Origin of the sequence: Bacterioplanes sanyensis (assembly GCF_002237535.1) — a bacterium.
Lineage (GTDB): Bacteria > Pseudomonadota > Gammaproteobacteria > Pseudomonadales > Oceanobacteraceae > Bacterioplanes > Bacterioplanes sanyensis_A.
On the sequence record NZ_CP022530.1, the window covers coordinates 149262 to 174232 of the forward strand.

The 24971-nt window shown below is 55.2% G+C and carries 19 protein-coding genes; 11 read left to right on the forward strand and 8 right to left on the reverse strand.

Going from position 1 to position 24971, the window contains the following annotated elements; translation table 11 throughout:
- Positions 1-6: 6 nt before the first annotated feature.
- From CHH28_RS00725 to CHH28_RS00755, 7 genes are read right to left on the reverse strand one after another with little or no spacing between them, the layout of a single operon-like run.
- Positions 7-1830 (reverse strand): V-type ATP synthase subunit A, encoded by a 1824-nt coding sequence (locus CHH28_RS00725; protein WP_233243689.1) that lies wholly within the window; start codon positions 1828-1830, stop codon positions 7-9.
- A complete protein-coding gene (locus CHH28_RS00730) occupies positions 1817-2518 on the reverse strand; it encodes a DUF2764 family protein (RefSeq protein WP_094058513.1) in 702 nt (233 codons plus the stop codon). The genes CHH28_RS00725 and CHH28_RS00730 overlap by 14 nt, the downstream gene beginning before the upstream one ends.
- Positions 2518-3219 (reverse strand): V-type ATP synthase subunit E family protein, encoded by a 702-nt coding sequence (locus CHH28_RS00735; protein ID WP_094058514.1) that lies wholly within the window; start codon positions 3217-3219, stop codon positions 2518-2520. Before CHH28_RS00735 ends, CHH28_RS00730 begins: the two co-directional genes overlap by 1 nt.
- On the reverse strand, positions 3216-3668 hold the full coding sequence (locus CHH28_RS00740; protein ID WP_094058515.1) for an ATP synthase subunit C: 453 nt from the start codon (positions 3666-3668) through the stop codon (positions 3216-3218). The genes CHH28_RS00735 and CHH28_RS00740 overlap by 4 nt, the downstream gene beginning before the upstream one ends.
- Positions 3669-3679: 11 nt before the next feature.
- Complete coding sequence (locus CHH28_RS00745) at positions 3680-5497, reverse strand: V-type ATP synthase subunit I (protein ID WP_094058516.1); 1818 nt, start codon at positions 5495-5497, stop codon at positions 3680-3682.
- Complete coding sequence (locus CHH28_RS00750) at positions 5494-6096, reverse strand: V-type ATP synthase subunit D (protein WP_094058517.1); 603 nt, start codon at positions 6094-6096, stop codon at positions 5494-5496. The genes CHH28_RS00745 and CHH28_RS00750 overlap by 4 nt, the downstream gene beginning before the upstream one ends.
- A gap of 2 nt (positions 6097-6098) precedes the next feature.
- Complete coding sequence (locus CHH28_RS00755; protein WP_094058518.1) at positions 6099-7439, reverse strand: V-type ATP synthase subunit B; 1341 nt, start codon at positions 7437-7439, stop codon at positions 6099-6101.
- A 193-nt stretch (positions 7440-7632) separates the two neighbouring features.
- Between CHH28_RS00755 and CHH28_RS00760 the strand changes: the two genes are divergently transcribed.
- The 8 genes from CHH28_RS00760 to CHH28_RS00795 all read left to right on the forward strand — a co-directional run bounded on the left by CHH28_RS00760 (position 7633) and on the right by CHH28_RS00795 (position 19686).
- Complete coding sequence (locus CHH28_RS00760; protein WP_094058519.1) at positions 7633-8025, forward strand: thiol-disulfide oxidoreductase DCC family protein; 393 nt, start codon at positions 7633-7635, stop codon at positions 8023-8025.
- A 133-nt stretch (positions 8026-8158) separates the two neighbouring features.
- Positions 8159-8926: a substrate-binding periplasmic protein gene (locus CHH28_RS00765; protein WP_094058520.1), complete on the forward strand. Its 768-nt coding sequence runs from the start codon at positions 8159-8161 to the stop codon at positions 8924-8926.
- Between the two features lie 200 nt (positions 8927-9126).
- Entirely contained in the window at positions 9127-10155 is a 1029-nt protein-coding gene (lipA, locus tag CHH28_RS00770) for a lipoyl synthase (protein ID WP_094061929.1), read from the forward strand.
- Positions 10156-10357: 202 nt separating this feature from the next.
- Positions 10358-11065, forward strand: a complete 708-nt coding sequence (locus CHH28_RS00775) for a phage tail protein (RefSeq protein WP_157729699.1) — start codon at positions 10358-10360, stop codon at positions 11063-11065.
- Positions 11066-11435: 370 nt separating this feature from the next.
- Positions 11436-12149, forward strand: a complete 714-nt coding sequence (locus CHH28_RS00780; RefSeq protein ID WP_094058522.1) for a phage tail protein — start codon at positions 11436-11438, stop codon at positions 12147-12149.
- 24 nt (positions 12150-12173) lie between these two features.
- Positions 12174-12887 (forward strand): phage tail protein, encoded by a 714-nt coding sequence (locus CHH28_RS00785; RefSeq protein WP_094058523.1) that lies wholly within the window; start codon positions 12174-12176, stop codon positions 12885-12887.
- Between the two features lie 131 nt (positions 12888-13018).
- A complete protein-coding gene (locus CHH28_RS00790; protein WP_094058524.1) occupies positions 13019-13846 on the forward strand; it encodes a DUF4347 domain-containing protein in 828 nt (275 codons plus the stop codon).
- The gene (locus CHH28_RS00795; protein WP_199243959.1) at positions 13759-19686 is read left to right on the forward strand and encodes a DUF4214 domain-containing protein; all 5928 of its coding nucleotides are present in this window, start codon (positions 13759-13761) and stop codon (positions 19684-19686) included. The genes CHH28_RS00790 and CHH28_RS00795 overlap by 88 nt, the downstream gene beginning before the upstream one ends.
- 9 nt (positions 19687-19695) lie before the next feature.
- Here the strand turns inward: CHH28_RS00795 and CHH28_RS00800 are convergent, their stop codons facing one another.
- Positions 19696-20601, reverse strand: coding sequence for a LysR substrate-binding domain-containing protein (locus CHH28_RS00800; protein WP_094058525.1), 906 nt, complete (start codon positions 20599-20601; stop codon positions 19696-19698).
- A gap of 153 nt (positions 20602-20754) precedes the next feature.
- On the opposite strand from CHH28_RS00800, the gene CHH28_RS00805 reads away from it, so the two are divergent.
- From CHH28_RS00805 to CHH28_RS00815, 3 genes are read left to right on the forward strand one after another with little or no spacing between them, the layout of a single operon-like run.
- Positions 20755-22374 (forward strand): GMC family oxidoreductase, encoded by a 1620-nt coding sequence (locus tag CHH28_RS00805; RefSeq protein ID WP_094058526.1) that lies wholly within the window; start codon positions 20755-20757, stop codon positions 22372-22374.
- Positions 22371-23477, forward strand: a complete 1107-nt coding sequence (locus CHH28_RS00810; protein WP_094058527.1) for a mandelate racemase/muconate lactonizing enzyme family protein — start codon at positions 22371-22373, stop codon at positions 23475-23477. The genes CHH28_RS00805 and CHH28_RS00810 overlap by 4 nt, the downstream gene beginning before the upstream one ends.
- A complete protein-coding gene (locus CHH28_RS00815) occupies positions 23474-24952 on the forward strand; it encodes an aldehyde dehydrogenase family protein (protein WP_094058528.1) in 1479 nt (492 codons plus the stop codon). The genes CHH28_RS00810 and CHH28_RS00815 overlap by 4 nt, the downstream gene beginning before the upstream one ends.
- Positions 24953-24971: the final 19 nt, after the last annotated feature.

A 24971-nucleotide genomic window follows, 5' to 3' on the forward strand; every position in this document is an offset into this window, starting at 1 on the left:
TAAAAACTAACCATTTAACGTCGCATGAATATCCTGCAGCAACGCGTCGTAATCACTGCTGTTCCACATCGAGTAATTCAGATTTTTTAGCAGCCCAGTTAAACGTGTGTAGAAATCGCGCACTTCGGCTTTATCGTCTTCGCTGCGTGCTGGTGGTTGATGCTCAATCACCGCCTCCATTAATGACAATAAGGCTTGCTGACGCTCCATTGGCACCGACACATCAACATCGTCAAACGCATCTTGCTGCAAGTACACCATGTCCAGCAGCTGCGCTTTTTGACTGATAATAAAGTCTTCGCGCGTGACCCCTTCTTCGCCAGTGACCTGCATCATGCGATTAATTTCTTCGCCTTTTTCCAGTAACGACTGCAATCTCGCCACCCGCTCGGTCCAGCGTGGGTCCAGGTTTTCATCAAACCAGGGTTTTAACTGCTGCAAATAACGAGACCAAGACAACAGCGGATCAACCGCCGGATAAAAGCGCTTATAAGCCCGCTCGGCCGACAGGCCCAAAAACGTTTTTACCGTTCCTAACGTCGACTGCGTTACCGGTTCTTCAAAGTTACCGCCAGCAGGCGACACCGTACCAATCATGGTAAAAGTACCCGTGGTGCTTTGCTCATCGTAGCGCTGAATCACACCAGCGCGTTCGTAGACATTTTTAATCGACGAATCCAAATACGCCGGGAAAGCCTCTTCGCCGGGAATTTCTTCCAGTCGGCCAGAAGTTTCACGCATGGCTTGTGCCCAACGCGACGTCGAGTCGGCAATGAGCAGCACGTCATACCCCATGCTCTGATAATACTCAGCCAAGGTAATGCCCATATAAATGGAGGCTTCACGCGCCGCTACCGGCATGGACGAGGTGTTGCACAAAATAATGGTGCGATCCATCAAGGTGCCGCCGGTTTTTGGGTCCGGCATATTGGGAAATTCCTGAATCGTCTCCACCACCTCGCCTGCACGCTCGCCGCACGCCACCACAATCACGATATCAACATCGGAATAACGCGCGATCAGACCTTGCAATACGGTTTTACCGGCGCCAAACGGCCCAGGAATGCAACCCGTGCCGCCTTTAGCAATAGGGAAAAAAGTATCGATCAGACGCATGGTGGTCGACAGCGGTACACTCGGGTACTGACGTTGTGCTTGCCCTTGTGCTAACAAAGCGCGACTGATGGGCTGGCGAATCGGCCAGCGCTGACTCATGTGAATTTGCCGTTGCTGCGTGCCGTTCGATAATTGCGCCACACTGTCGGCCACACTGAAGCTGCCCTCCATGATCCAATCGACGGTCCATTCGCCCACCAAATCAAAAGGCGCCATAATGCTGTGGCGAAAGCGGCCTTCTGCCACGCTGCCCAAAACGTCACCGGTGCGTACCGTATCGCCTTCTTTGACATACGGTTTAAATGGCCACAGTTTTTCTTGGTCCAATGCTGGTAAGTCGACACCACGCGGTAAAAAAGTACCGTGCTGCACCGCCAGCAATTCCAATGGGTTTTGCAGGCCGTCGTACACCATGCCCAATAAACCCGGGCCTAATTCCGCCGACAGCATGTCAGCGCTCTGCACCACAGGATCACCAACACCCACGCCGCCGGTGCTTTCATACACTTGAGCATCGGCGCGCCGACCCTTAACGCGCAACACCTCGGCTTTTAACCACTCTTGGCGGTCGCCATCCAAACGGGTTGGCAGGATGTAGATCACTTCGTTTTTCATCAGCGGCCGGTAGTGTTCACCGTCGGCTACGGATTCAATGGTGATCAAGTCGTCTTGCACCGCCACCACGCGGGCGCTGGCTGGTTCATTCATGTTCATGGGCTGTGCTTCCTACGGTCTTAAGGGCTGACCGGATTAACTGAGTAAAGCGTTGCTGCGCCACGGCACCATCGCGACGGTTCCAGCGTTCAATCAAATGCCACTTCATCACGTACTGCACCACCGCCATAAAACTAAATTCATCTTCTGGCATATGACGATTCAGCGTTTGCCATGCCTGGCGCATTATCAGCTGCTCCAGTTGCAGCGTTTGCTGCTGACGCATCAAGGCTAATGCTTCCAATAACCAGGGAAACGCCTGGCTAAGATGAAAGTCCTCTTCGTGCCAGTGGCGCACGATCACATCGCGATAACGACTGACGGCCCAATCACCGCTGGGCGGCTGTGACGATGCTTGTTGTGTTTGTCGCAAGCGATAACGCAGCGCGCCGATAACAGTGCGTAAATCCAGTTTTTCATGAATCAACTCACGCACATCCGCCGCCTCTATTTGCTGCAAATGAGCGCGAATGCGTTGCACCACTTGTGCATGCGGCATGGCTGCAGGCCAGGTATCCCAATGCAGCACTTGCTCAACCAGAGTGAGCTGCTGGCGATGATGCTCGCTCAACATAGTAAGACGTTGATTGAGCTTGATGCGCGACAACGGCGTTTGCTGCTCGGCAAACAACACATCGTGACGCGGCAGGCTGCTGATCAGCGTGATGTAGGGTGCAGCGGCGCTCATCAGCGAATGACACCGTCGAGCATGGCCTGAAAGCGCGGCTGCAAATACGACAGCAGCAACTCGGCAATGGCTTTATCGGAGATATCCACCTGCACCTTGCCCTGATCACCAGCGACACGGAACCCGCCTTGCGCAGCGCGACCACTTTGGCTTAATGGGCGAAAATGGATGCCGTCTTTGAGCACCTGCTCACGCAATGCAAAGGCCAACTCCGACAACGGGCCTTCTGTCGCCTTGGCCGGTTGCTGGCGAATTTCCTGCATATTTAATAAGGCGTCAGGCACCAATACCGTCAACGACTGCTCAGATTGCAAAGGCGCAGGGGCGGCAATGGCAATCACCGCTTCGCGAATTAATTGCTGCAACAGCTGCGGGTCTTCCAGTGCATCGTGTACCTTGTGTTCGAAGGTTTCCGACAAACGCCCGAGCAGGCGATTTTTCATATCCAGCACCAAATCGCGAAACGCCACTTGCAGCGCATCTTCTGCGGCTTGGCGCTCGACCGCCATGGTACGGCGCGCCTCCTCCAACATGCTATTGGCCTGTTGCTGGGCTTGCTGGCGAATTTCCGCCGCTTCGGCTTCGGCTTTGGCAATAATGTCCTTGGCTTGCTGCTGTCCTGCTTCTAAGCCATCGTGCTGTAAGCGCTGCACCAGCGCATCAATGCCTGATGAGATAATTTCCGGGTCGTGTTGGCTCATGCTGCGCCTCCTAAACCACCCGACAGTACCAGTGCAAAAATAAATACAAACACCCCAAAGCCTTCAACAATGGCCGCCGGTGCGATGGTTAAGGCAAAAATTTCTGGTTTTTCTTTCGAGGCATTAATCGCCGATGCACACGCCCGGCCCTGCCACAACCCTGTCATTAATAGTGCCACACCGGCCAATACACCAATGCCAAATAAACCGCCGGAATTATCAGCCACCACTGGCCGCTGCAAGGTAAACATCAATACGATGCCATAAATCACAAACGACGACGGTAACACCGATAAACCAATAAAGCGGCCATATCCCGAGTCGGTTTGCATCATCGCACCGATGGCCGCCTGCCCCGCCAGCGCACAGCCAATCACGCTGCCAATGGAGCCCAGTGCCACCGGGGCAAAAATTCCCATCCAACCCAGTGCTAATACCCATTCATTCATTGCAACACTCCTTAATGATCACGCAGCCGGAAGGGCTGATAGGCATAACCTTCACCCGGCTCGCCCCAGTTATAAAATTCGATAAAGTTCAATCTAAGGCCGTGCACCACACCACTCATAATGGCCAACGCCAAGTTAATGCCGTGCCCTAACACAAAAATCAGCGCCGCACTGACAATGCCAATGCCAGGGCTACCAGAGGCCGCATTGGCAGCCAGATCGTTAAACGTCAGGCCAAGCGAGGCGCTGGCCAAGCCCAGCGCAAATAAGCGCATGTAACTTAAAACATCACCAAATAATTTGGTCACATTGGCCAGTGCCAGTGCGCCCTTAGCCAGCCCCAGTAAACGTTGTTTCCAGCCACCCTGCTGCGGCCATTGAGCAAAGAATAAGATGCACAAGGCAGCCACAGCGGCCAAAGTCATCATCAGCGGTTGTTGCTGCGGCAACAGCCAAGCACCGACGCCCGCGACGGTAACACTGACCCAGCCGAGTCGGGTCAGCACCTGATGCCATTGATAGCGCCGCGCCCAGGCCAAACTGATATTCGCCAACACCACATGGCTGGCCCCTGCCAGTACCGACAGTTGCATCATGGCGTCGTAGTCGCTGAGGTCGATGATTTTCAACTGCGCCAACCAATAATCTGGCGCTACTTGAGCGATGTCGTATCCCATATAACTGCCAGCAGCGACGCCCCAGCACACAGCACCGCCCAATAACGACAGCAGCAATTGGCGGGTAAGACGGCCAGAATCGTCTTTGCCCAAACGGCGCCAAAACAGACCCAAACCCGCCAGCAGCAGTAAGCTGTAGCCCGCGTCGGACAATATCATGGCGAAAAACAAAACAAAGGATAAATACAGGTGGCCGGATGGGTCCCAACTGCGATAGGCCGGCAGCTGATAGACACTGGCCAGCATTGCTCCTGGTCGCAAACCTGGCGCGGGTTGCAGCAAAGTCGGCGGCTGCTCCTGGGCGTCCGGGTCGGTTGCGCTCCAGGCAAAGCCAAACGAGTCGGCCTGAGTATCCAGCTCGACCAGCGCGCTGTCTGGCACCCAGGCTTCGAGAGTGAACAGTGCGTCATGCGTGCGCGTTTGCGCCACTACGTACTGATACACCGCTTCGTTGTCGGCGGCCACCAAATGGCGGCGCAATAATTCACGAAAACGTGTCAGCCGCTCGCGTTCCAGCTGCAAATCTTCCAGCTGGCTTTCAATACTTTCTAGCTCCAGCTCCAACTGCTGCAACGACCGTGAGCCTAAATGCTCACGCGCCACCGGCAATAAATCACTGGCTGGCTCGTCGGCGCTGACCACAATCAGAAAATAAAACTGGCTGCTGCGCCCAGCAATTTGCCAGGGCAACGACAACTCCTTTAACAGCGGCTTTTGATTTACTGGCAAACGGTAAAACCACAGACGAAAAGCATCGATACTGGCGTCCGGTGGCAGGCTGAAATTCCCCCAAGGACGCAACGCCTGAATGCGCTCACGCAGGCTATCGGCCTGATCTCCAACTTCTCGCAGCTGATTGGCGTTACTCAGCGCATCGTCCACCAGCTGGCGCGCGGCAGCATCGGCGCCGCCCGCTTGCAACATGGATTTCGGCCAGTTTTGCAACGGCCGGCGAGCATTGGCGCTTTGCTGCAAATGCTTCATGGCTTCATAAGCGCGTTTGTCTTTTGGCGATAACTGCCGCTCAAACCCCTGGGTGCCATCTTGATTAATAATGTGCAGCTGGCCAAAGGCTTGCCACTGGCGCAGCAATCGCGCTCGATCGGCCAGCGGACCCGCCAATAAAATTTTACGGAAACGAGCAATACTCACAGCATCGCCTCCTTACGTTTATTTTTCGCAATTTTTGATGTCACCACCGCTTCACGCGCTTTGTCATCGAGATAAATTTGAATGCGGCGGATATTTTTCTGACTTTGCGGAATCAGCACTTTATCGAACAGATTCATCCGCTGGGTAACTTTGATCAGCGCCGCATGCAGCAGCTGTAACACGGTTTCTTCCGCATCAGCATGCAGTTGCCATTCAATCGCTTGCTGCAAACGCTGCTGCACCACATCAACCCAATGCGGGCGCGACAAGACAGATACGGGCGACGGTTCAAACTGCACTTGCTCGACTCGCTCGATGGCGACACCGGCGATGTTTTCTTTCTGGTACTCCACCGCCACCACCGTTACTAGTGGCTGCAAACGAATGTCGTTGTTGGCCAACATGGGAACGTCACTGGCGATGATTTGATGCAGTTCGTCCAGTTGCTGGCGAATATCCATCAAGCGTTGCTCGCTGGCTTTGACCGCCAACATCAGTTGCTGACGCTTCATTTCCAACGATGGCAAAAAGCGCTGGTACGCCGCCAATTGGCGCCGTTCTTTCAGCAAAGTCGCTTTCGACAACAGCAGTTGCGCCATGATCAGCTGGCCTGTGGATAATATTTCTGAATCAGCGGTTGCTTCATTAGCAACTGCTCAGGTTTGAAACACTGCGCCATGATTTTCCATCCCAAATCCAGCGCTTGCTCCAAGGTCAGATCCGACTCCAGCGACATAAAGTGCTGGCGAAACTGCTCGCCAAAGCGCAACAGCTGACGGTCGTAGTCGCTGAGTTCAAAGGCCATGGCCTGTTTTTGCTGCGCATCACGCGCCCCGGAATACAGCCGGATCATGGTATTCATTACCTGGCCATGATCGTCGCGTGTTTGCTTGCCAATCACTTGCTGTTTTAAACGTGACAGCGAACCAAATGGGTCCAGCTCGCCGTCATGCAAATAAAATTGGCCTTCGGTAATGTAGCCGGTGTTATCGGGTACTGGGTGGGAGACATCATTGCCGGGCATGGTGGTCACCGACAAAATGGTCACCGAACCACCTTTGGCATAATCACAGGCTTTTTCGTAGCGCCGCGCTAACTGTGAATACAGATCACCCATATAACCGCGATTGGACGGTACGCGCTCGTTGGCGATGCCAATTTCTTTTAGCGCATCGGCATAGGCGGTCATGTCGGTGAGAAGCACCAATACACGTTTGCCTTCCTCCACCGCAAAACGCTCGGCCACGGCCAGCGCCATGTCCGGCACCAGCAAGCGTTCAACAATAGAGTCGGAGGCCTGATTAACAAACATCACCGTGCGAGCAAAAGCGCCGGAATCCTCAAAACTTTTACGGAAAAAGTAAAAATCATCAAACCCCAGCCCCATGCCGCCAAATACCACAATATCGGCGTCAGCCTGATTACCAATGCGCGCTAAAAACGCGTTGTAGGGTTCACCAGAAACAGAAAAAATCGGAATTTTTTGACTTTCGACCAGACAATTAAACACATCAATCATAGGAACATTGGTGCGAATCATGCGCGAAGCCAACACTCGGCGCATGGGATTTACCGTCGGCCCACCGATATCTACCTTGCTGTCGAACTGCAGCGAGGGACCGTTGTCCGCTGGCTCGCCTTTGCCGTTAAAAATGCGCCCTAAAACATGATCGGAAAACGTCACCTGCATGGGATGGCCTAAAAACGACACCTCGGCATCAGTGGCCAAGCCTTTGGTACCATCAAACACTTGCATCGACACTTGTTGGTCACGGATGTCGATCACCTGCGCCAGACGCATCAACTCGCCCTGACGCACCACTGCCAGATCATTTAATCGCACCAATGGCGGCTGACTAGGCTCAGGTACCGGCACGGTAAGGCGCACCAAGTCACCAACTAGCTCTGTAATGGAATGATACGCGGTATTTGCTGAACCCATGTTCGGTCCTCTGGTCTCAGGTGCTGTGCCGACATATGAAAGCATTGCCAGCACGACTAGGTCATTGCGTTATGTCAGCCTTTTGATCGGCTTAACCGGTTTGTAAAATAGCCAAAAAAGCGCGCGCATTTTTTCCACGCGTCCTGACCTTGGCCATCAACATCACCATTAACATGACCACAGGAGACTCAGCATGACTGAGCTGGCAAAAGTGACCGTTTTTTACGACGGCCAATGCCCGTTGTGTGTGCGTGAGATGCGCCACCTTCAGACCTTAGACCACGCCGAACGCCTGCATTTGGTCGACATCAAACAACCCCAATTTAATCAGCAGTTTCCCGACATAGATGCCAAACAGGCCGATCGGATTTTGACAGGCATCAATACCGATGGCCGAACTATTTATGGTTTGGATGTGACTTACGCCGCCTGGCACGCGGTTGGCCGTGGCTATTGGATTGCACCGCTGCGTTGGCCGGGTGTTCGCTGGTTCAGCGATCGTGTCTATTTACTGTTTGCCCGCCACCGAGCGCGCATATCACGCTGGGTAATGGGCCGCTCAGACTGCGATTCTTGTCGGTTATAAAAAAACGTCATCCGTGTTTTCAACCCTGAAATAGCGTCAATCTCCTACAACCAAAGACTGGTATTTGATTGGTTGGGCAACACTGGCAGCACTAGCCTGACAGGTCACATCACTCATTGTGGGGATCAGAGCCATGATCAAACATGCGCTGCTGTTAGGCATTTTATTGTTGGGCGTTCCTGCTCAGGCGGAACTCGAGCTGAGCAGCATTCACATTACCGCTGAAAATCGCAGCAACGCCACTCACCGTGACGGCAGCGGCCTGTACTGGGATATGCTGCGAGCCATCTTTGAACCACAAGGCATTGAAGTAAAAGCCGAAACCGGCAGTTACACCCGAGCGGTAGGGCTGGTGCGCTACAAAAAAGCCGATGCCGTGGTGGGCATTTACGAACGTGAGGCGCAAGCGGCTGGCTTGGTACTCCCGGACTGGCACCTGGACAGTGACGTTGTATCTGTGGTGTTTCGCAAAGGCAGTATGCAATGGCAGGGCTGGCAAGCGCTGCAGGGCATGACCGTGGGTAAGGTCAATGGCTACCGAATCGACGGCGCGGACGACCAGCTATTGAAACCACGCCAGCCGCGCTACCACCAGGATTTACTGCACCATCTGCAGCAAGGCCGTCTGGATGTTGTCATCAACGCGCGCAACAGTTTGTGGTTCGATATTCAAAACGGCCATTTCGACCCGCAGCACTGGGAAGTGCTCACCGTGGATGCCCACCCCATTTATGTGGCGTTTGCCGATACCGAGCGCGGCCGTGAATTAGCGCAACGTTTCGATCAGGGCATGAGCCGACTGATTGGCAGCGCTCAACTGGGAGAGTTGTTCGACCATTGGCAATGGGACAACTTCGATTACGACAGCCGCAACAGCACCTTGGTGGCCGAGCGCTACTAGTGCTCAGCCATCGAGACAATTCACCGAACTAAACCACCGAGTTAAACCACTGACGAGACAGCCCATTCACGACAGGAAAGTCGCATCAACTCGACACAGTATTGCCGCATGCGACTTTCTACCAACTCGGCATCAGCTGCACCGCCATGGTATCCTTGCAAGCCAACAGAGCAGCGGGCCGAGAGGTATCCACAGACGTCATGAGTAATGACTCCACGCCGATTCGCAGTGGCAGCAAATTCCAAAGTGAGCATGGCTTCAGCGCCATCAAAGACGGCATCAAAGCGCGCAAAGACAGCGAGGAAATGCCGGTAGGTCGCAAGCCCAAATGGCTGCGCGCCAAGATCCCAGGCGGCCAACGCTTTGAAGAGGTCAAAGCCAATGTGCGCGAGCATCGCTTAAGCACGGTGTGCGAAGAATCCCACTGCCCAAATATGGGCGAATGTTGGAATAACGGCACTGCCACCATCATGGTGATGGGCTCGGTTTGTACTCGTGCGTGTAAGTTCTGTGCCGTCGACACGGGCAACCCCAACGGCTGGTTAGACAAAGACGAACCGGCCAACGTCGCTGAGTCTGTGGAACTGATGGGACTGCGCTATATCGTATTGACGTCGGTGGATCGTGACGATCTAGACGATGGCGGTGCAGCTCACTACGCCGCCTGCGTGAACGCGATTAAACAACGCACACCGAACGTCAAAGTCGAAGCGCTGACTCCGGATTTTGATGGCATCGAAGCACACGTTGCCAAAGTGGTGGACTCAGGCCTAGATGTGTTTGCCCAGAACGTCGAAACCGTTAAGCGCCTCACCCATGTGGTGCGTGACCCGCGTGCTGGCTATGAGCAAACCCTGAATGTGTTGGCCTTTGCCAAACGGCATAACCCAAACGTATTGGTAAAAACCAGTTTGATGGTGGGCATCGGCGAGACCGACGAAGAAATCTATCAAACCATGGACGAACTCAGAGCCATCGGTGTGGACATTTTGACCTTGGGTCAATATTTACGCCCGACCAAAAACCACCTGCCGGTGGATCGTTATGTCACCCCAGAGCAGTTCAATCATTACCGTGATGTGGGGCTGGAAAAAGGCTTTATGGAAGTCGCTTCCGGCCCTATGGTGCGCTCGAGTTACCGTGCCGATAAAGTGTTTGAACAAAACAACCTGGGCATTGAACTGCCCGATGTTCCTGCGGCACGTATTCCTCTCAAAACCGTCAGTTAAACCATAAGGCGCACGACCTGTGTTCGTGCGCCTTATTTTCAAACCCCACCTTCCTGTATTTCTTCGCTAAACATCAGCCGTTGTCACTATTTCCTGCGGCAGAATTGGAAAAGCCGACGCCGTCGTCCGTGACTGGATGATTGCCAGTTCAGCAAACTATTCGAACTATTCCCAGTTCATCGGACTATGGATGGAGTTTCCAATGACGATTACTCGCACACGCATGTCACTTTTGACGGCATTTTTATCCTTGCCTGTTATCAACACGGCACAGGCGAATTGTGTTCCGGAGCCTTACCTCGGCTCGGTGTGCATGACGGCCGCCGTGTATTGCCCCCGTGGATTTGCAGAGGCCAATGGCCAGTTGATGTCGATTACCCAATACAGCGCGCTGTTTTCGATTATGGGCACCAATTATGGCGGCGACGGGCGAACCACCTTTGGCTTACCAGACCTACGAGGACGCTCTTCCGTTGGCGTCGGAAGCGGCCCTGGTATCCAACCCGTTACTCAAGGCGAAAGGCTAGGCGATGAGTTTGTCACGCTTACCTTAGCCAATTTACCCTCGCATAATCACGCCGCCTCGCTCTCAGGTGCTATTAACGTACAAGTCGCCATACCAATCATGCCAAACTCTGGCAGTAATGTGACAACGCCCAGCGCCAGTCAAAATTACCTGGCCGCCTCCCCTGGAGGCCCAAATGCAGCAGCCATTTGGGCGGATGAAGCCTGGGCAGAAACACAGTCAGACAGCCTCGCCACCGTAGGTGGTGTTCAATCCACAGGCTCCGTCGGTGGTGCGGTTAAGATTGGCGATACTGGCGGCGGCCAATCCTTCTATAACCGCCCCCCACAGCTGGGAATGCGCTATTGCGTGGCCATTCAGGGCATATTCCCGCCGCGCACCTAACTCATACCGATTTCGCAGTTTTCCCCGTCATCACACAACAGGCTGGTATGCAGCCAGCCTGTTGTGCCCGCACTGCTCACTCTAGATAGTCACTCTTTAGTGGTTCAATCCCGTTACCGAATGCGCCATTCCTTTTTACTCAGCATGAATGCGCTGATGTTGCGCCGTAACACGTATCCACCTGACCCTCTGTTCTCGTCTGCCACGCCGCTTTATCACGTCGCTTTACCGCGCCGTTTGCAGCAGTGATGTTAGCTGGTGTAACACAAATGGCTGTAAAACAGGTGGATTTCAGACTTTATTAGCATGGACACCAAACAACGAAACATGGTGTAGGCACCTCAATCACTCAAGGAGCAGAGGTAATGAAATGAAATCGTTCACCTATCCACTGGCCCTATTAGGCAGTTTTTTCTGTGGCTCGGTATCCGCCGGCTGTGAGCCAGAAGACACGGCTTATATTGGTTCTATTTGCACCATGGTTGGAAGCTACTGCCCGCGCAAAACTCAGCTCGCTGCCGGTCAGCTGCTGAACATCAACTCAAACCCCGCACTATTTGCCGTTATCGGCGCCCAATACGGAGGAAACGGTAGAACAAACTTCGCTCTGCCAGATTTACGCAGCCGCACACCAGTCCATGTCGGTACTGGGCCAGGTTTAAATTTTGTAGATGCTGGATGGTTTCGAGGGAGTGAAATCTCGTGGGTTTATGATGTACCTGCCCATAGCCATATAGCCACGTATACCCCTATTACAAAATTCGTCCAAGGAATAGGCAATTATTTCACCTTGCCGATACATGCCAACCCCAATGCCGCAACCATCCCCGGCACCAATAGCAAACTCACCACGTCGCCCAGTGGTGGCCCTGCGGCGGCTGCCATCTGGTCGGATGGTTCAGGAGGTGTGATCGGCGACTGGCAGCTGCCTCAGTTTTCAGCCGAGGGCGACTACACCCCTGCGGGCGACGTGTTGGTATCCACAACCGAAAACAACCAACAGCTGCCAGTCGAAGTACTTCCGCCGCAACTGGGCGTTTTGCATTGCATCGTCACTGACGGCGTCTTCCCGCCGCGAACTTAAGCTTTTAATGAAAAGGAACTCATCATGAAAACAGCCTTGATCACTTTAACCGGCACGATAGCCTTCTGGAGTGCCAGCAATAGCCACGCGACCTGCAGCACAACGCCTTATATTGGATCTATGTGTGTTACCGCTGCTAGCTACTGCCCGCGAGACTACGCAGAAGCCAATGGCCAGACTCTGGCTATTAACAACTACCAAACGTTATTCGCCATACTGGGCTTCAATTTTGGCGGTGACGGCAGAACAAATTTTCAGCTGCCAGATATGCGTGGACGCACAGCCGTAGGTGTAGGTACAGGAGTCGGGCTCTCGCCTGTGGCGCTGGGTCAAAAACGCGGCGAAGAAGAGACTGTTCTTTCACCGATTCATATGCCGCCGCACACACACCAAGCCGAATTTGAAGGTGAGAGTCAGAAAATCAATATCACGTACTCAGATGCATACATTCCGATTTACGCGAATTCCGGCAGTAATACCACAACGCCCTCTGGCACAACCCATATAACGGCCTCTCCAGGAGGGCCTAGCGCCGCAGCCATTTGGTCCCCTGGCGCTGGCGCGCCTATTGGCTCAGTGGCTGGTATGGCCTTTTCGAGTGGCTTAGTTACCACCACAGCAGAGGGCAGCGTGGAAATAGAAAGCACTGGCCAATCAGTGCCCATAGAGACGATTCCACCTCAGCTAGGCCTGCGTTACTGCATTGCCATTCAGGGGGTTTTCCCACCCCGATCATGACCTTTCTGGCTCACGGACGAGCTACACAATGAAACTGTACATGCTGATTGATGTTGGGCTTAATGAACTAAAGTAATAACCCTAGGCAGTGGTTATACAGATAACAAAACAGAGGTAGCGAGGACGTCATTATGGCATCAAGCAAAACAGGAATTGCCCTGATCGACCCAACACTCAATGATGCGGACATTCTCGCTGATCAGGTGCAACAACAAGGATTAACGCCATTATTCATCTGCCAAGATGGCAACCCACTCACCCAGCTCATCAAGCAACTCAGTACTATCGGCGGGGCTGATCATCTGCATGCTTTCTGCCACGCAGAACCTGGACAGCTGCACATTGGTAACAGCAAAATTGATCTAACCTCGTTAACCGATTTAGCCACACCATTGCAGCAATTAGGCGAGCAGATTCACCACGGGGTTTTGCTGTATGGCTGTGAAGTTGCACGAGGCGGTACCGGTCAGTTATTTATTCAGCAATTGTCGCAACTGCTACAGCGCCCAGTTGCAGCAGCGAGCGAGACTATCGGGCTGTCGGAAAATGGACCGAACTGGCGGTTGGACCATGGACCCATCGAGTTAACCAGCCAGGCCATTGCTGCTGATCTGTATCGCCACACCTTAGCCGCCACCACGCTGACTTTTTCTTCCAATGACAATGGCTGGGACAGCGACCACATAGCCGAGGATGGCGAAGGCGGTAGTACAGATATTGCTGGCATTACTATTCAGATACTAAATATTAGTAACTCCAGTGGTACTAAAACCAATAGTATGAATTGGTTTGATAGTGGCGACATAGGCAGTGGAGACGGTTTTACTGGATTAACCGTAGACTTCAATTCATTCGGTGGTGAATGGGGGGGATGGCGGTCAAAAGCAGCGATGGCTCCGAGTTTAAGTTTAATGGTTTTGATTTTTACGACTGGGGCAATCAAAACGGCGAAGCCATGAGTATTGTTGCTTATCTTGATAACAACATGGTGGCGAGCAGTACCGTCAACTTTAATGCCAACGGCAATACTTCTCGTGTTAACCAAGATTTATCAGCAAACGCTTTATATCAGAACGTCGATGAGGTTCGGATATTCTTTGACGATGGCGCAGGCTACGCGTCACTTAACAATATCATCATTGACGATGCCATTCCGCCAAACAACCCGCCCAGCCTTGGCGGCACACCGGCCGATGATACAGCCACCGAAGACGTCGCTACGGCGATTGATTTATCCGCTTATAACATTTCCGACGCCGAGCTGGACGACCCCATTACTCTGACACTGAGCGTCAATCGCGGCACCATCGCGGCACTGGGCGGTAATGGCACCGCCGATGGCGTCACCGTGGCCGGCTCGGGCACCAACAGCATGACACTGGCAGGAAGCGAGGCGGATTTAAATATCTTTCTCGATAATACCAGCAACATTCTATTTACCTCCGATAGCAACGACACCACCGCCGCCACGCTGACGGTGACGCCCAACGATGGCACTTCCAACGGCACGGCCGATACCGTCACCATTAACATCTCTGCCGTAAACGACAATCCGACGGTCACAGGGCTGGTGAGCGACATTACCTTTACGGAAGATACCCAGGGCAATCTAGATTTGTCTGCGGCGACCTTCGCGGATGTAGACAGCGGCAACGTCACCGTCACCATCACGGCCAGCGAAGGCACCTTCGCGACCCCCGCCGATGGCGCCGGAGTTGGCGGAGGGGTAGAAGAAACACTGGTCAACGCCACCACGATTACACTTATCGGGGCGGCTGCAGACATCAATACCTATCTCGACACGGCCAGCAACATCCAGTGGACGGGAGCCAGCAACGACAGTGGCAACGATGCCTCCACCTTCACTGTCACGGCCAATGATGGCGATGGCTCCGGTGATGTCGCCCTTGGCACCATCAACGCCGATATCACACCAGCCAATGATGACCCGACGGCGACAGGGCTGCCGACCGACCTCACCTTTAGCGAAGACACTCAGGGCAATGTGGATCTCTCAGCCGTTTCCTTTGCCGATGTGGACAGCGCCACCCTCACTGTGACGCTCACGGCGAGCGAGGGCACCTTTGCCAGCCCAGCCGATGGTGCCGGTGTTGGCGGCGGCGTCACAGAAACATTGGTCAATGCCACCACGATTACCCTGGTTGGGACAGCTGCAGACATCAACACCTACCTGGACACGGCCAGCAATATCCAGTGGATCGGGGCCAGCAACGACAGTGGCAACGATGCCTCCACCTTCACCGTCACCGCCAATGACGGCGACGGTTCGGGCAACGTTGCCCTCGGCAGCGTCAACGCCGACATCACCGCCGCTAACGATGCGCCCAGTTTGGATGCCGCTCAGTCGCCGGTTTTAACCGCCGTCGACGAAGACGCCGGTGATGACGATGGCTCTGGTGCCGATGGCGACGACGACGGCTCTAACAACGCCAATAACCCGGGCACCAGCGTCGCCGCTATGGTGGTCGATGGCTCGATTACCGACGTCGATGGCGGCGCGGTGGAAGCCATTGCCGTGACCCAAGTCGATAACACCAATGGTATTTGGCAATACAGCACCGACAACGGCACCAGTTGGAACAACTTTTCTGGTACCACAGGCAGCAGTGTCGATCTTACCGCCACCGCGCGGCTGCTCGATGGCAGCTTGAGCGGCGGCAGTACTCAGTTAATTCGCTTTGTGCCCGATGCTAATTACAGCGGCACGGCCACCATTACTTTCCACGCTTGGGATAAATCCTCTGGCAGCGCTGGCGGCACCGCCAATGCCTCAACAACTGGCAACGCAACGCCGTTTTCCACCGCCTCGGATACCGCCAGTGTGACCATTAATGCGGTGAACGACGCACCGGTGTTTAACGGTCTGGATGGCACGCCAAGCTATACCGAGAGCGGCGCAGCGGTACAGTTGGATGCCAATGCCACCATTTCAGATCAGGAGCTGGATGCCTTAAACGGCGGCAACGGCGATTACTCCGGTGCCAGCCTTACGATTGCCCGCAATGGCGGCACCGATGCCTCGGACTTGTTCAGTGTGCTCACGGGCGGCAACTTGACCGTCGCCGGTGGCCCCAATGGCGGTGGCACCGTCTCGGCTGGCGGTAACGCGATCGCCACCATCGCCAACACCGGCAACGGTCAGTTACAGCTGAGTTTTGCCGACAACGGCACCACACCGACCACCGCGCTGGTAAACGAAGTGCTGCAAGCGATTCGCTACAGCAACAGCAGTAATGACCCGGCGGCTAATGTTCAGCTGGACTTTACCATCAGTGACGGCGCGGCCAACGGCACCGGGTCGATTACGGCGAGCCTCACCGATGTCAACGATGCCCCCAGCGTCACCGCCACCGGCGGCAACCCTACCTTTACAGAAGGCGGCGCTGCGCAGGATCTGTTCAACACCGTCAGCGCTGATACCGTCGAAACCGGGCAGACCTTCAGCGGGCTGACCCTGACCGTCACCAATGTCGCCGACGGCAGTAGCGAAATCCTGTCGTTCGATGGCTCAGATGTGGCTCTGACCAACGGCAACTCGGTCAACACCACTCTCAATGGCCTAACGACAAATGTGTCGGTGACTGGCAGTACCGCCACGGTCTCGTTTACGGGTGCCACGCTATCAGAAGCGCAGCTGCAAACCCTGGTCGACGGGCTGACTTACCGCAACAGCTCAGACAACCCCACCACCGCCGGCAATCGTGTTGTCACCATCACCAGCGTCACCGACAGTGGCGGCACAGCCAATGGCGGCAGCAACGCAGCTACGCCGAACTTAACCTCCACGGTGTCGCTGACCGGTGTAAACGATGCGCCGGTGGTGAGCAATGTGTATACCGAGACCAGCCAAGTGGTGGCCGGTAACGGTGCCCAGGCGCTAAGTGGCTTTGCCGACGCTGGCGTCACCAATGCCGACAGCACGGACTACAACGGTGGCTTTATCACCTTGGCGCAAACCAGCGGCACCACCAATGGCAATTGGTTTGTTGACGGCACCACAGTGACGTCAGGTGGCGATGCCAGCATTAGCGCCGGGGAGAACATTGCAGTATCTGGTACCTCGATAGGTACCGTGGATGTCACTGACGACGGTCAAGGCGGCAATGATGTCACCATCAACTTCGGCGCTAATGCCAGCAGTGCACTGATACAGAACTTGCTACAGAACTTGCGCTACGAAGCACCGTCGGTGCTGGACGATCGTGACTTTACCCTGACGCTCAACGATGCCGATGGCATTGCCAACGGCGGCGATGCCGACGACAGCGGCAGCTTTACCATCCGCGTCACACCTAACCCACCAGTCATGGACAATCTGGACGGCGACAGCATCAACGCCTCCGAAGGCGGCGGCACCGTATTACTGGATGCTGGCAGCAACGCCACCCTCACCGATGCCGACTCAGCCAACTTCAATGGCGGTACCTTCACGGTGAGTGTCACCAACAATGCCGATGCCGCGAGCGACGTTTTGTCGGTGGATACCAGCGGCGTAGTCAGCCTGGCCGGCACCACCGCAGGTTCCAATGTGTCGGTGTCTGGCACCGTGATTGGTACCTTGGTGAATAACATTGCCGCAGGCAATGACTTTGCCGTTAACCTCAATGCCAACTCAACACCGGCATTGACCCAGTCGCTGCTGCGGGCGTTAACCTTTGAAGCCACGGGGGAAAGCCCGGCCGACTCCACCCGTACCATCAACATCACTATCTCCGATAGCCAGGCCAGTGGCAGTGCGGATGTCAGCGTGGTGGTGACAGCCGTCAACGACGCGCCGCAGTTGGTTGGCTTAATCAGCGATGTCAGCTTTACCGAAGACACCGCCGCCAACCTGGATTTATCCGCCGCGACCCTGTCGGATGTCGACACCACAGGGAGCGTTACCCTGACCTTAACCGCCAGCGCCGGTACGCTAGCGGCCACCAGCGGGGGTGGCGTGACCATAGGCGGCAGTGCCTCAGCGGCACTCACCTTGACCGGCACCATCGCCGCTATCGACTCTTATCTCAATGGCGCCAACATCACCCATACGCCGGGCGAAAACCTGGCTGGCAACGACGCCGCCACCGTGAGCTTGAGCGTGAACGATGGCGGTACTATTACCGCTTTAGGCAGCGTCAACCTCGACATTACCCCGGTGAATGATGCGCCGACCGCTGCCGATGACACGGTCAACATCAGCTACAACGGCACCCATACCTTTACCACCGCCGACTTTGGTTTTAGCGACGTTGACCTTGGTGATAGCCTGCAATCCGTGCGCATCGATACCGTACCAGCGGCTGGCATACTGACGCTCAATGGCAATGCCGTGAACAATGGCGATGTCATCAGCGTGGCGGATATTGACGCTACCTTGCTGCAATTTTCCCCTACCAGCGGTGAAAGCGGTGCTGCTTACGCCACGCTGGTCTTTAGCGTGAATGACGGCGCTGTGTTTGCTGCGACTAGTAATACGTTGACCTTTGATGTCGCCGCAGCACCACCACCGCCGTCCGCCAACCCAACACCGACCACCACAGTGATCGACGGCACGCCGGTGCAGCAGCAAACGGTGACGGAAAACGGTCAAAGCGTCAGTAAGGTCACCATATCCGCGGTACCAAGCAACCGTCAGGACACGGACAGCAGCAGCAACCTGGCCGACATTCCGCTGCATTTTGATGGCGACAACCAGCCAGTGACCACACTGCGCCTACCCGGAGGCATCGGCGCCAACGCTCGTGCCAATGAAACCGCCATCGACCAAACCTCGTTCCGCGATGGGTTGTATTTGCTGCGCGATTCCGCACCAGCATCGGACTGGTTCTCGATGATCAACGGCTTGGATCAATGGCTCAATGGCATTGGTGCCGGCTGGCTCAACCAAGTGACCTTTACCAGTAATGGCAGCGAGGCGCCGTCTGAGCCGATCAAAGTCAGCGGCGTCGAGGGTGACAAAACCGAGGTTATGGTGCTTGACGCCAGTCAGCTGCCTGCGGGTACCGTGATCGATTTGGATAACATCGAGTTCGCCATCATCGTTGGCGATGTGCAGGTGCGTGGCGGTGCTGGCAGCAACGTGGTATTTGCTGGTAGCGGCAACCAAAACATCGTGCTTGGCGCCGATGACGACGAGCTGCACGGTGGCTCTGGCGACGACACCATCGGCTCACGCGGTGGAGACGATTGGTTGTTTGGTGATGAAGGCAACGATACCTTGCTTGGTGGCACGGGTAGCGACCTGTTGCACGGTGGACAGGGAAGCGATGTGGTCGTAATCAGTGGAGATCGTGAAGACTTTCTGATTGAACGCGACAACGCGGTGACGCGGATCACCCATGTGAATAACCCTAATGAAACCGATACGCTGATTAATGTCGAAACTCTGAGTTTTTATGACCAAAACTTGGTCGTCGAGTACGATCAGAATCATGACTGGCTAGCGGCCCTATATGTTCAAATGCTAGACAGACAAGCCGACATTGGCGGCTTCCAATCTTGGGCGCATCTTCTCGACCAGGGTGCCAGTGTCGGCGATATTGTTAATGGTGTTTTGTACTCGCAAGAGTTCCTAGAGCAGCGAGGCGTTGATCCAGCCTCACTAGATGATGATCAGCTGCTGGTTTTGTACTACGACGCGTTGCTGGGGAGAGCCCCAGATCCTACTGGGTTAATCGACTGGAAGAACTTTTTGGCAGCAGGCGGAACCCATGACGAGGTACTGTATGGCTTCGTAATGTCACAAGAAATGCAACAGCACTACCAAACCAGCGAGGACTGGGATTTTCTAATTTAGACGTTGTGTTTATACGGCTGGTGCAGGTTGCGCCAACCGCTGGCAAAGCCAGTTTTTAAACAACAAGGCCTCGGGTTTGGCCACCCGTTGGCCTTCTGGCAACAAAATATAATGCCCCTGCTCCACTGGAACATAGGCTTCCACCGGTCGGCACAGCTGCCCAGATTCCAGATAAGGCAGCGCAAAACGTTGCGACACCAACGTCGCTCCCAAACCATTGCGCGCCAGCTCCAATGCCGTTAACGAGTTATCAGTGATCAACCCCGTGACCTCGTTGTCTTGCTCAATGCCATAGCGGCGCAGTAATCGCATCCACAAGCCTTCGCAACCCATGATTTGAATAATGCCCGACTGCGCCTGCTGGCGCAGATAATCCTGCACCGTCATCGGTTGCTGCATAGGCTGAGCGCTGACCAAGATGGAGGTTTCGTGGGTCAGCCGCTGCACGTTCCAGCCCTGCCACAAGCCATCGCCAAAGCGTATTTCCAAATCGGCATCATCATGCTCAGGGCGGTCGGCCCAAACAGCGGTGTATAGACGCACGTCTATGTGTGGATACTGACGGCGAAACTCACCCAGCACCGGCGCTAGGCACAAACTGGCAAAGCTGGTCGACACCCTGACGGTCAGTACTTTTTGCTCATCGGCGCCAAAAAGCCCGAGGGTCGATACCGTTAAATCATCAAAGGCTTTCCGCACCGAAGGCAGATACGCACGCCCCATATCGGTTAAGCGCAAGCCACGTGGCAAGCGCTCAAACATTTTGAAGCCTAAGTACTCCTCCAGCGAGCGAACTTGATGGCTGACAGCGGCAGAAGTCAGGTGAATCTCTTTCGCAGCGGCAGCAAAACTCTCGTAACGAGCAGCCGCTTCAAACGCTCTCAGCCATTGTAACGGGGGAACTTTTTGGGCCATAACGACAAATAAAATTAGGTCTTAAGGCCATATTACTTTGTTTGTTTTCGCTCAACAACGATGAAATACTTTTTGCACTCAAACTAAATACCTCAGCCAATCGGCTGACATTACCTACGAATTTTTACCTCATCACTGCCAGCGGAGGTCTTGTTGAACACCACCTACGACTACATCATTGTCGGCGCGGGCTCTGCGGGCTGTGTTCTGGCAGACCAACTGTCGCAGTGCGGACGGTACTCGGTATTGGTATTGGAAGCCGGTGGCAAAGACAGCAGCCCGTGGATAAAAATGCCCATCGGCTATGGCCGTCTGTTTTATGACGAGCGGGTCAATTGGAAGTACGAAACCGAAGCAGACCCAGGTACCAACAACCGCCGCGCTTATTGGCCACGAGGCAAAGTCGTGGGCGGCTCCAGCTCCATCAACGCCTTGGTGTATTGCCGTGGTTTGCCCCATGACTTCGACGATTGGCAAGCTGCCGGAGCAACAGGCTGGGGCTGGTCGGATGTGAAGCCGCACTTCGAAGCGATCGAAATGCGCATCAACCAGCAAGGTCAGGAGCATGGCTCAGGTCGCCAAGCCGTGAGCGACGTCGGCGCGCATATTCATCGCGCCAATCGACACTTTTTTACCGCCGCTGAACAAGCGGGTTTACCGTACACCGCCGACTTCAACGGTGCTGAGCCAGAGGGTGTGGGCCACTACGCCATCACTACCCGCAAGGGTCTGCGCTGCTCGGCGGCGGATGCGTTCCTTAAACCAGCACTCAAGCGCGCCAATGTCACCCTGCACACCCATGCCCATGTCCAGCGCATTCGCTTTGACGACGATCGTGCCCAAGGCGTGATTTATCAGCACCAGGGGCAGCGCATTGAGGTCACGGCCAACTGCGAAGTCATCATCAGCGCCGGCGCCGTCGACTCGCCAAGGATATTGCAGCTGTCTGGCATTGGCCCGGATGCCCTATTGCAACAGCATGGCATCACTCCGCTGTTGGTGAATGAATCTGTCGGTGCACACCTGCAGGACCACATTGCCGTCAGCTATTACTACCGCGCAACGGAGCCGACGCTTAACAATCAACTGTCGCCCTGGTACGGCAAACTCAAAGCCGGCCTAACCTACGCTCTGACACGCCGAGGCCCATTGGGGCTGAGCGTCAACCAATGCGGTGGTTTTGTGCGCTCCCACGAAGCAGCGCAACACGCCGACATGCAGCTGTATTTTAATCCGGTGACCTACACCACCAGCCCGAGCAACAAACGGCCGATCATCAACCCGGACCCATTTGCCGGATTCATCATCTCATTTCAGCCGTCGCGCCCGACCAGCCGCGGCCAGGTGTCGATCCGTAGCCGTAGCATTCATGATGCGCCTGTGATCGAGCCGCGCTACTTGAGCACACAAAAGGATGTCGACGACATTCTGCTTGGCGGCCGCTTGCTGCGCTCCATTATCAATACCCCAGGGCTGCAGCGGCTGATCAAAGCCCCGATGGATGTCGATCTCAACCAACTGGACGACGACGCCATGATTGAAGATTTTCGCCAGCGCAGTGGCACCGTCTACCACCCGGTATCAAGTTGCCGCATGAGCACCAGTGCCGCCAGCGGCGTGGTCGACTCCCGCTTACGGGTGCATGGCATTCGTGGCCTGCGCGTGGTAGATGCGTCGGTATTTCCCAACCTAACCTCAGGCAATACCAATGCACCAACCCTGATGTTGGCGCACAAAGCGGCTGGCTTAATTTTGGAGGACCATCGGCGATGATCATTTCGCGCCTAGAAACCTTTTGCAACGAATACGTCGGCTTTGTACGCCTGACCACAGACGACGGCCAGCAAGGCTGGGGACAACTGTCGACCTACAACTCAGACATTACCGCACAGGTGTTTCATCGCCAGATCGCGCCGTGGGCGTTGGGCCGCTCAACCGATGAACTGGAGCAACTGGTGCGCGTAATTCCAGAGCGCGAACATAAGTTTCCCGGCACCTATATGAATCGGGCGTTAGCCGGACTGGATACCGCAGTATGGGATTGGCGTGGCAAGCAGCAAGGCAAAGCCGTAACTGAGCTGCTGGGCGGAACCCCTGGGCCACTGCGCGCCTACGCTTCATCCATGCGCCGCGATATCACTCCAGAGCATGAAGTTGAGCGCTTTGTGCGCTTGCGCGATGAGTTCGGTTTTGACGCATTTAAGTTTCGCATTGGCAGCGAATGCGGCCACGACCAAGACGAATGGCCCGGACGCACCGAAGCCATTGTTGCCAGTGTTCGCGCTCACTTGGGTGACGAGGTGTCACTGCTGGTCGACGCCAATTCGTGTTTTTCTCCCGAACGGGCGATAGAGGTCGGCCAGCTGCTGCAACAATACGGTATCGAACACTTTGAAGAGCCTTGCCCCTACTGGCGCCAGGAGCAAACCAAACAAGTCACCGACGCCTTATCACTGGACGTCACCGGTGGCGAGCAAGATTGTGACTTATCCACCTGGAAGCGCATGATTGACGATCGTGTGGTGAACATAGTGCAGCCCGATGTGCTGTATTTGGGCGGCATGTTGCGCACCCTCAAGGTGGCGCGCTGGGCAGCGCAGGCTGGCCTCGCGTGTACACCGCACTGCGCAAATTTGTCGCTGGTGACCTTGTTTACCATGCACCTGTTGCGCGCCATCCCTAACGCTGGACGTTACCTCGAATTCTCCATTGAAGGGCCAGACTATTACCCCTGGCAAGAGGGCCTGTTCACGCACTCCCCCTATGACATTCGCAACGGCCAGGCGATGGTGACGGACGCTCCCGGTTGGGGCGTCGAGATTCATCCAGAATGGCTGGCCAAGTCGCAGTATCAACACAGCGAGATTGCCTCATGACGCAAACCACAGCGCCGTCCGTCGCTCAGCATTTGACTCAACCACTGCCGGATCAGCATTTTATTGATGGTCAGTTTGTTACCAGCCACAGCCAAGAGTACTTAACCAGCTACGACCCTGGCAGCGGTGACGTTCTCGGCCGCTTTGCCGCTGGCAATGCCGACGATATCGAGCAAGCAGTGCAATCGTCGCAGCAGGCCTTTGCTACATGGCGCCACACAGCACCAGCGCAGCGCGCGAGTATTTTGTTAAAAGCGGCGCAATTACTGCGCCAGCGAGAACAACTGATCGCCACGGTGGAATGTCTGGACTCGGGCAAAACCCTGAGCGAAGCTCGCGGCGACGTGCAAGGTTCAGCGCGATTGCTGGAATATTATGCTGGCGCGGCCGACAAACTGGACGGTCGTTCAGTGCCGTTAGGGCCTGAGCAAATGGCCTGGACCGTACGCGAGCCGGTTGGCGTGACGGCGCACATCATTCCCTGGAACTACCCCACCTCGACCTTTATTCGTGGCGTAGCTCCGGCGCTGGCAGCAGGCTGCACGGTCATCGCCAAACCGGCTGAGACCACGCCTTTTACCGCGCTATTGTTGGCGCAACTGTTCAGCGAGGCCGGTTTGCCGGCGGGTGTGGTCAATGTCGTTACCGGCCTTGGCAGCGATGCTGGCGCGCCATTAGTGTCGCACCCGGGCGTTCAACACGTGACCTTTACCGGCTCCGTCGACACCGGCGTTCATGTCATGCAATCGGCAGCGCCCAACATTACCCGTTTGACGTTAGAGCTGGGCGGCAAGTCACCGCTGATCGCACTGGACGATTGCGATCTCGACGCCGCCGCCGAAGGCGTACGTTGGGCGATTTTCTCTAACGCCGGGCAGATTTGCTCCGCCGGGTCGCGCTTAATCGTCTCCCGCCGTATTCATCAGGCCTTGCTAGCGCGCGTGGTAGAGCTGGCGCAGTCGATAAAACTGGGCCACCCAATGACCAATCCAGACATGGGGGCGATCAACTCAGAACTGCATTTGCAGCGCATCGAGCAACATGTCGAGGCCGCTCGCCAGCGTGGCTGTAACATTGTTTGCGGTGGCCAGATTACTTCCGACCCGGTGAGCGGCCGTGGCTGGTTCTATCAGCCCACGGTGGTCGATCAGTTGTCCATGGACGATCCCTTGGTGCAGCAAGAAGTATTTGGACCTGTGCTGGCGGTGCAAGTAGTCGACAGCGATGAAGAAGCGCTGGCAGCGGCCAATGCCACCGAATTTGGGCTAGTGAGCGGTGTTTATAGCCGCGATATTCAGCGCGCACTGCGCTTGGCACGCGACATTGACGCCGGTCAGGTCACCATCAATGACTATTGGGCGGGCGGCGTAGAATTGCCCTTTGGCGGCTCGCGCAAGTCCGGATTTGGCAAAGAAAAAGGCTGGGAAGGGTTGGATGCTTACACCAAAACCAAAAGCATCGCCGTCAAGCTGTAAAACAATAACAGCGGCCACC

Excerpts from the sequence above, each read along its gene's own strand:
- CHH28_RS00730 (WP_094058513.1), bottom strand. The coding sequence starts at position 2,518 with ATGAGCGCCGCTGCACCCTACATCACGCTGATCAGCAGCCTGCCGCGT.
- CHH28_RS00795 (WP_199243959.1), top strand. The coding sequence starts at position 13,759 with ATGGCGGTCAAAAGCAGCGATGGCTCCGAGTTTAAGTTTAATGGTTTT.
- CHH28_RS00740 (WP_094058515.1), bottom strand. The coding sequence starts at position 3,668 with ATGAATGAATGGGTATTAGCACTGGGTTGGATGGGAATTTTTGCCCCG.
- lipA (WP_094061929.1), top strand. The coding sequence starts at position 9,127 with ATGAGTAATGACTCCACGCCGATTCGCAGTGGCAGCAAATTCCAAAGT.
- CHH28_RS00725 (WP_233243689.1), bottom strand. The coding sequence starts at position 1,830 with ATGAACATGAATGAACCAGCCAGCGCCCGCGTGGTGGCGGTGCAAGAC.
- CHH28_RS00790 (WP_094058524.1), top strand. The coding sequence starts at position 13,019 with ATGGCATCAAGCAAAACAGGAATTGCCCTGATCGACCCAACACTCAAT.
- CHH28_RS00810 (WP_094058527.1), top strand. The coding sequence starts at position 22,371 with ATGATCATTTCGCGCCTAGAAACCTTTTGCAACGAATACGTCGGCTTT.
- CHH28_RS00755 (WP_094058518.1), bottom strand. The coding sequence starts at position 7,439 with ATGGGTTCAGCAAATACCGCGTATCATTCCATTACAGAGCTAGTTGGT.
- CHH28_RS00775 (WP_157729699.1), top strand. The coding sequence starts at position 10,358 with ATGACGATTACTCGCACACGCATGTCACTTTTGACGGCATTTTTATCC.
- CHH28_RS00780 (WP_094058522.1), top strand. The coding sequence starts at position 11,436 with ATGAAATCGTTCACCTATCCACTGGCCCTATTAGGCAGTTTTTTCTGT.
- CHH28_RS00765 (WP_094058520.1), top strand. The coding sequence starts at position 8,159 with ATGATCAAACATGCGCTGCTGTTAGGCATTTTATTGTTGGGCGTTCCT.
- CHH28_RS00800 (WP_094058525.1), bottom strand. The coding sequence starts at position 20,601 with ATGGCCCAAAAAGTTCCCCCGTTACAATGGCTGAGAGCGTTTGAAGCG.
- CHH28_RS00785 (WP_094058523.1), top strand. The coding sequence starts at position 12,174 with ATGAAAACAGCCTTGATCACTTTAACCGGCACGATAGCCTTCTGGAGT.
- CHH28_RS00735 (WP_094058514.1), bottom strand. The coding sequence starts at position 3,219 with ATGAGCCAACACGACCCGGAAATTATCTCATCAGGCATTGATGCGCTG.
- CHH28_RS00760 (WP_094058519.1), top strand. The coding sequence starts at position 7,633 with ATGACTGAGCTGGCAAAAGTGACCGTTTTTTACGACGGCCAATGCCCG.
- CHH28_RS00750 (WP_094058517.1), bottom strand. The coding sequence starts at position 6,096 with ATGGCGCAACTGCTGTTGTCGAAAGCGACTTTGCTGAAAGAACGGCGC.
- CHH28_RS00815 (WP_094058528.1), top strand. The coding sequence starts at position 23,474 with ATGACGCAAACCACAGCGCCGTCCGTCGCTCAGCATTTGACTCAACCA.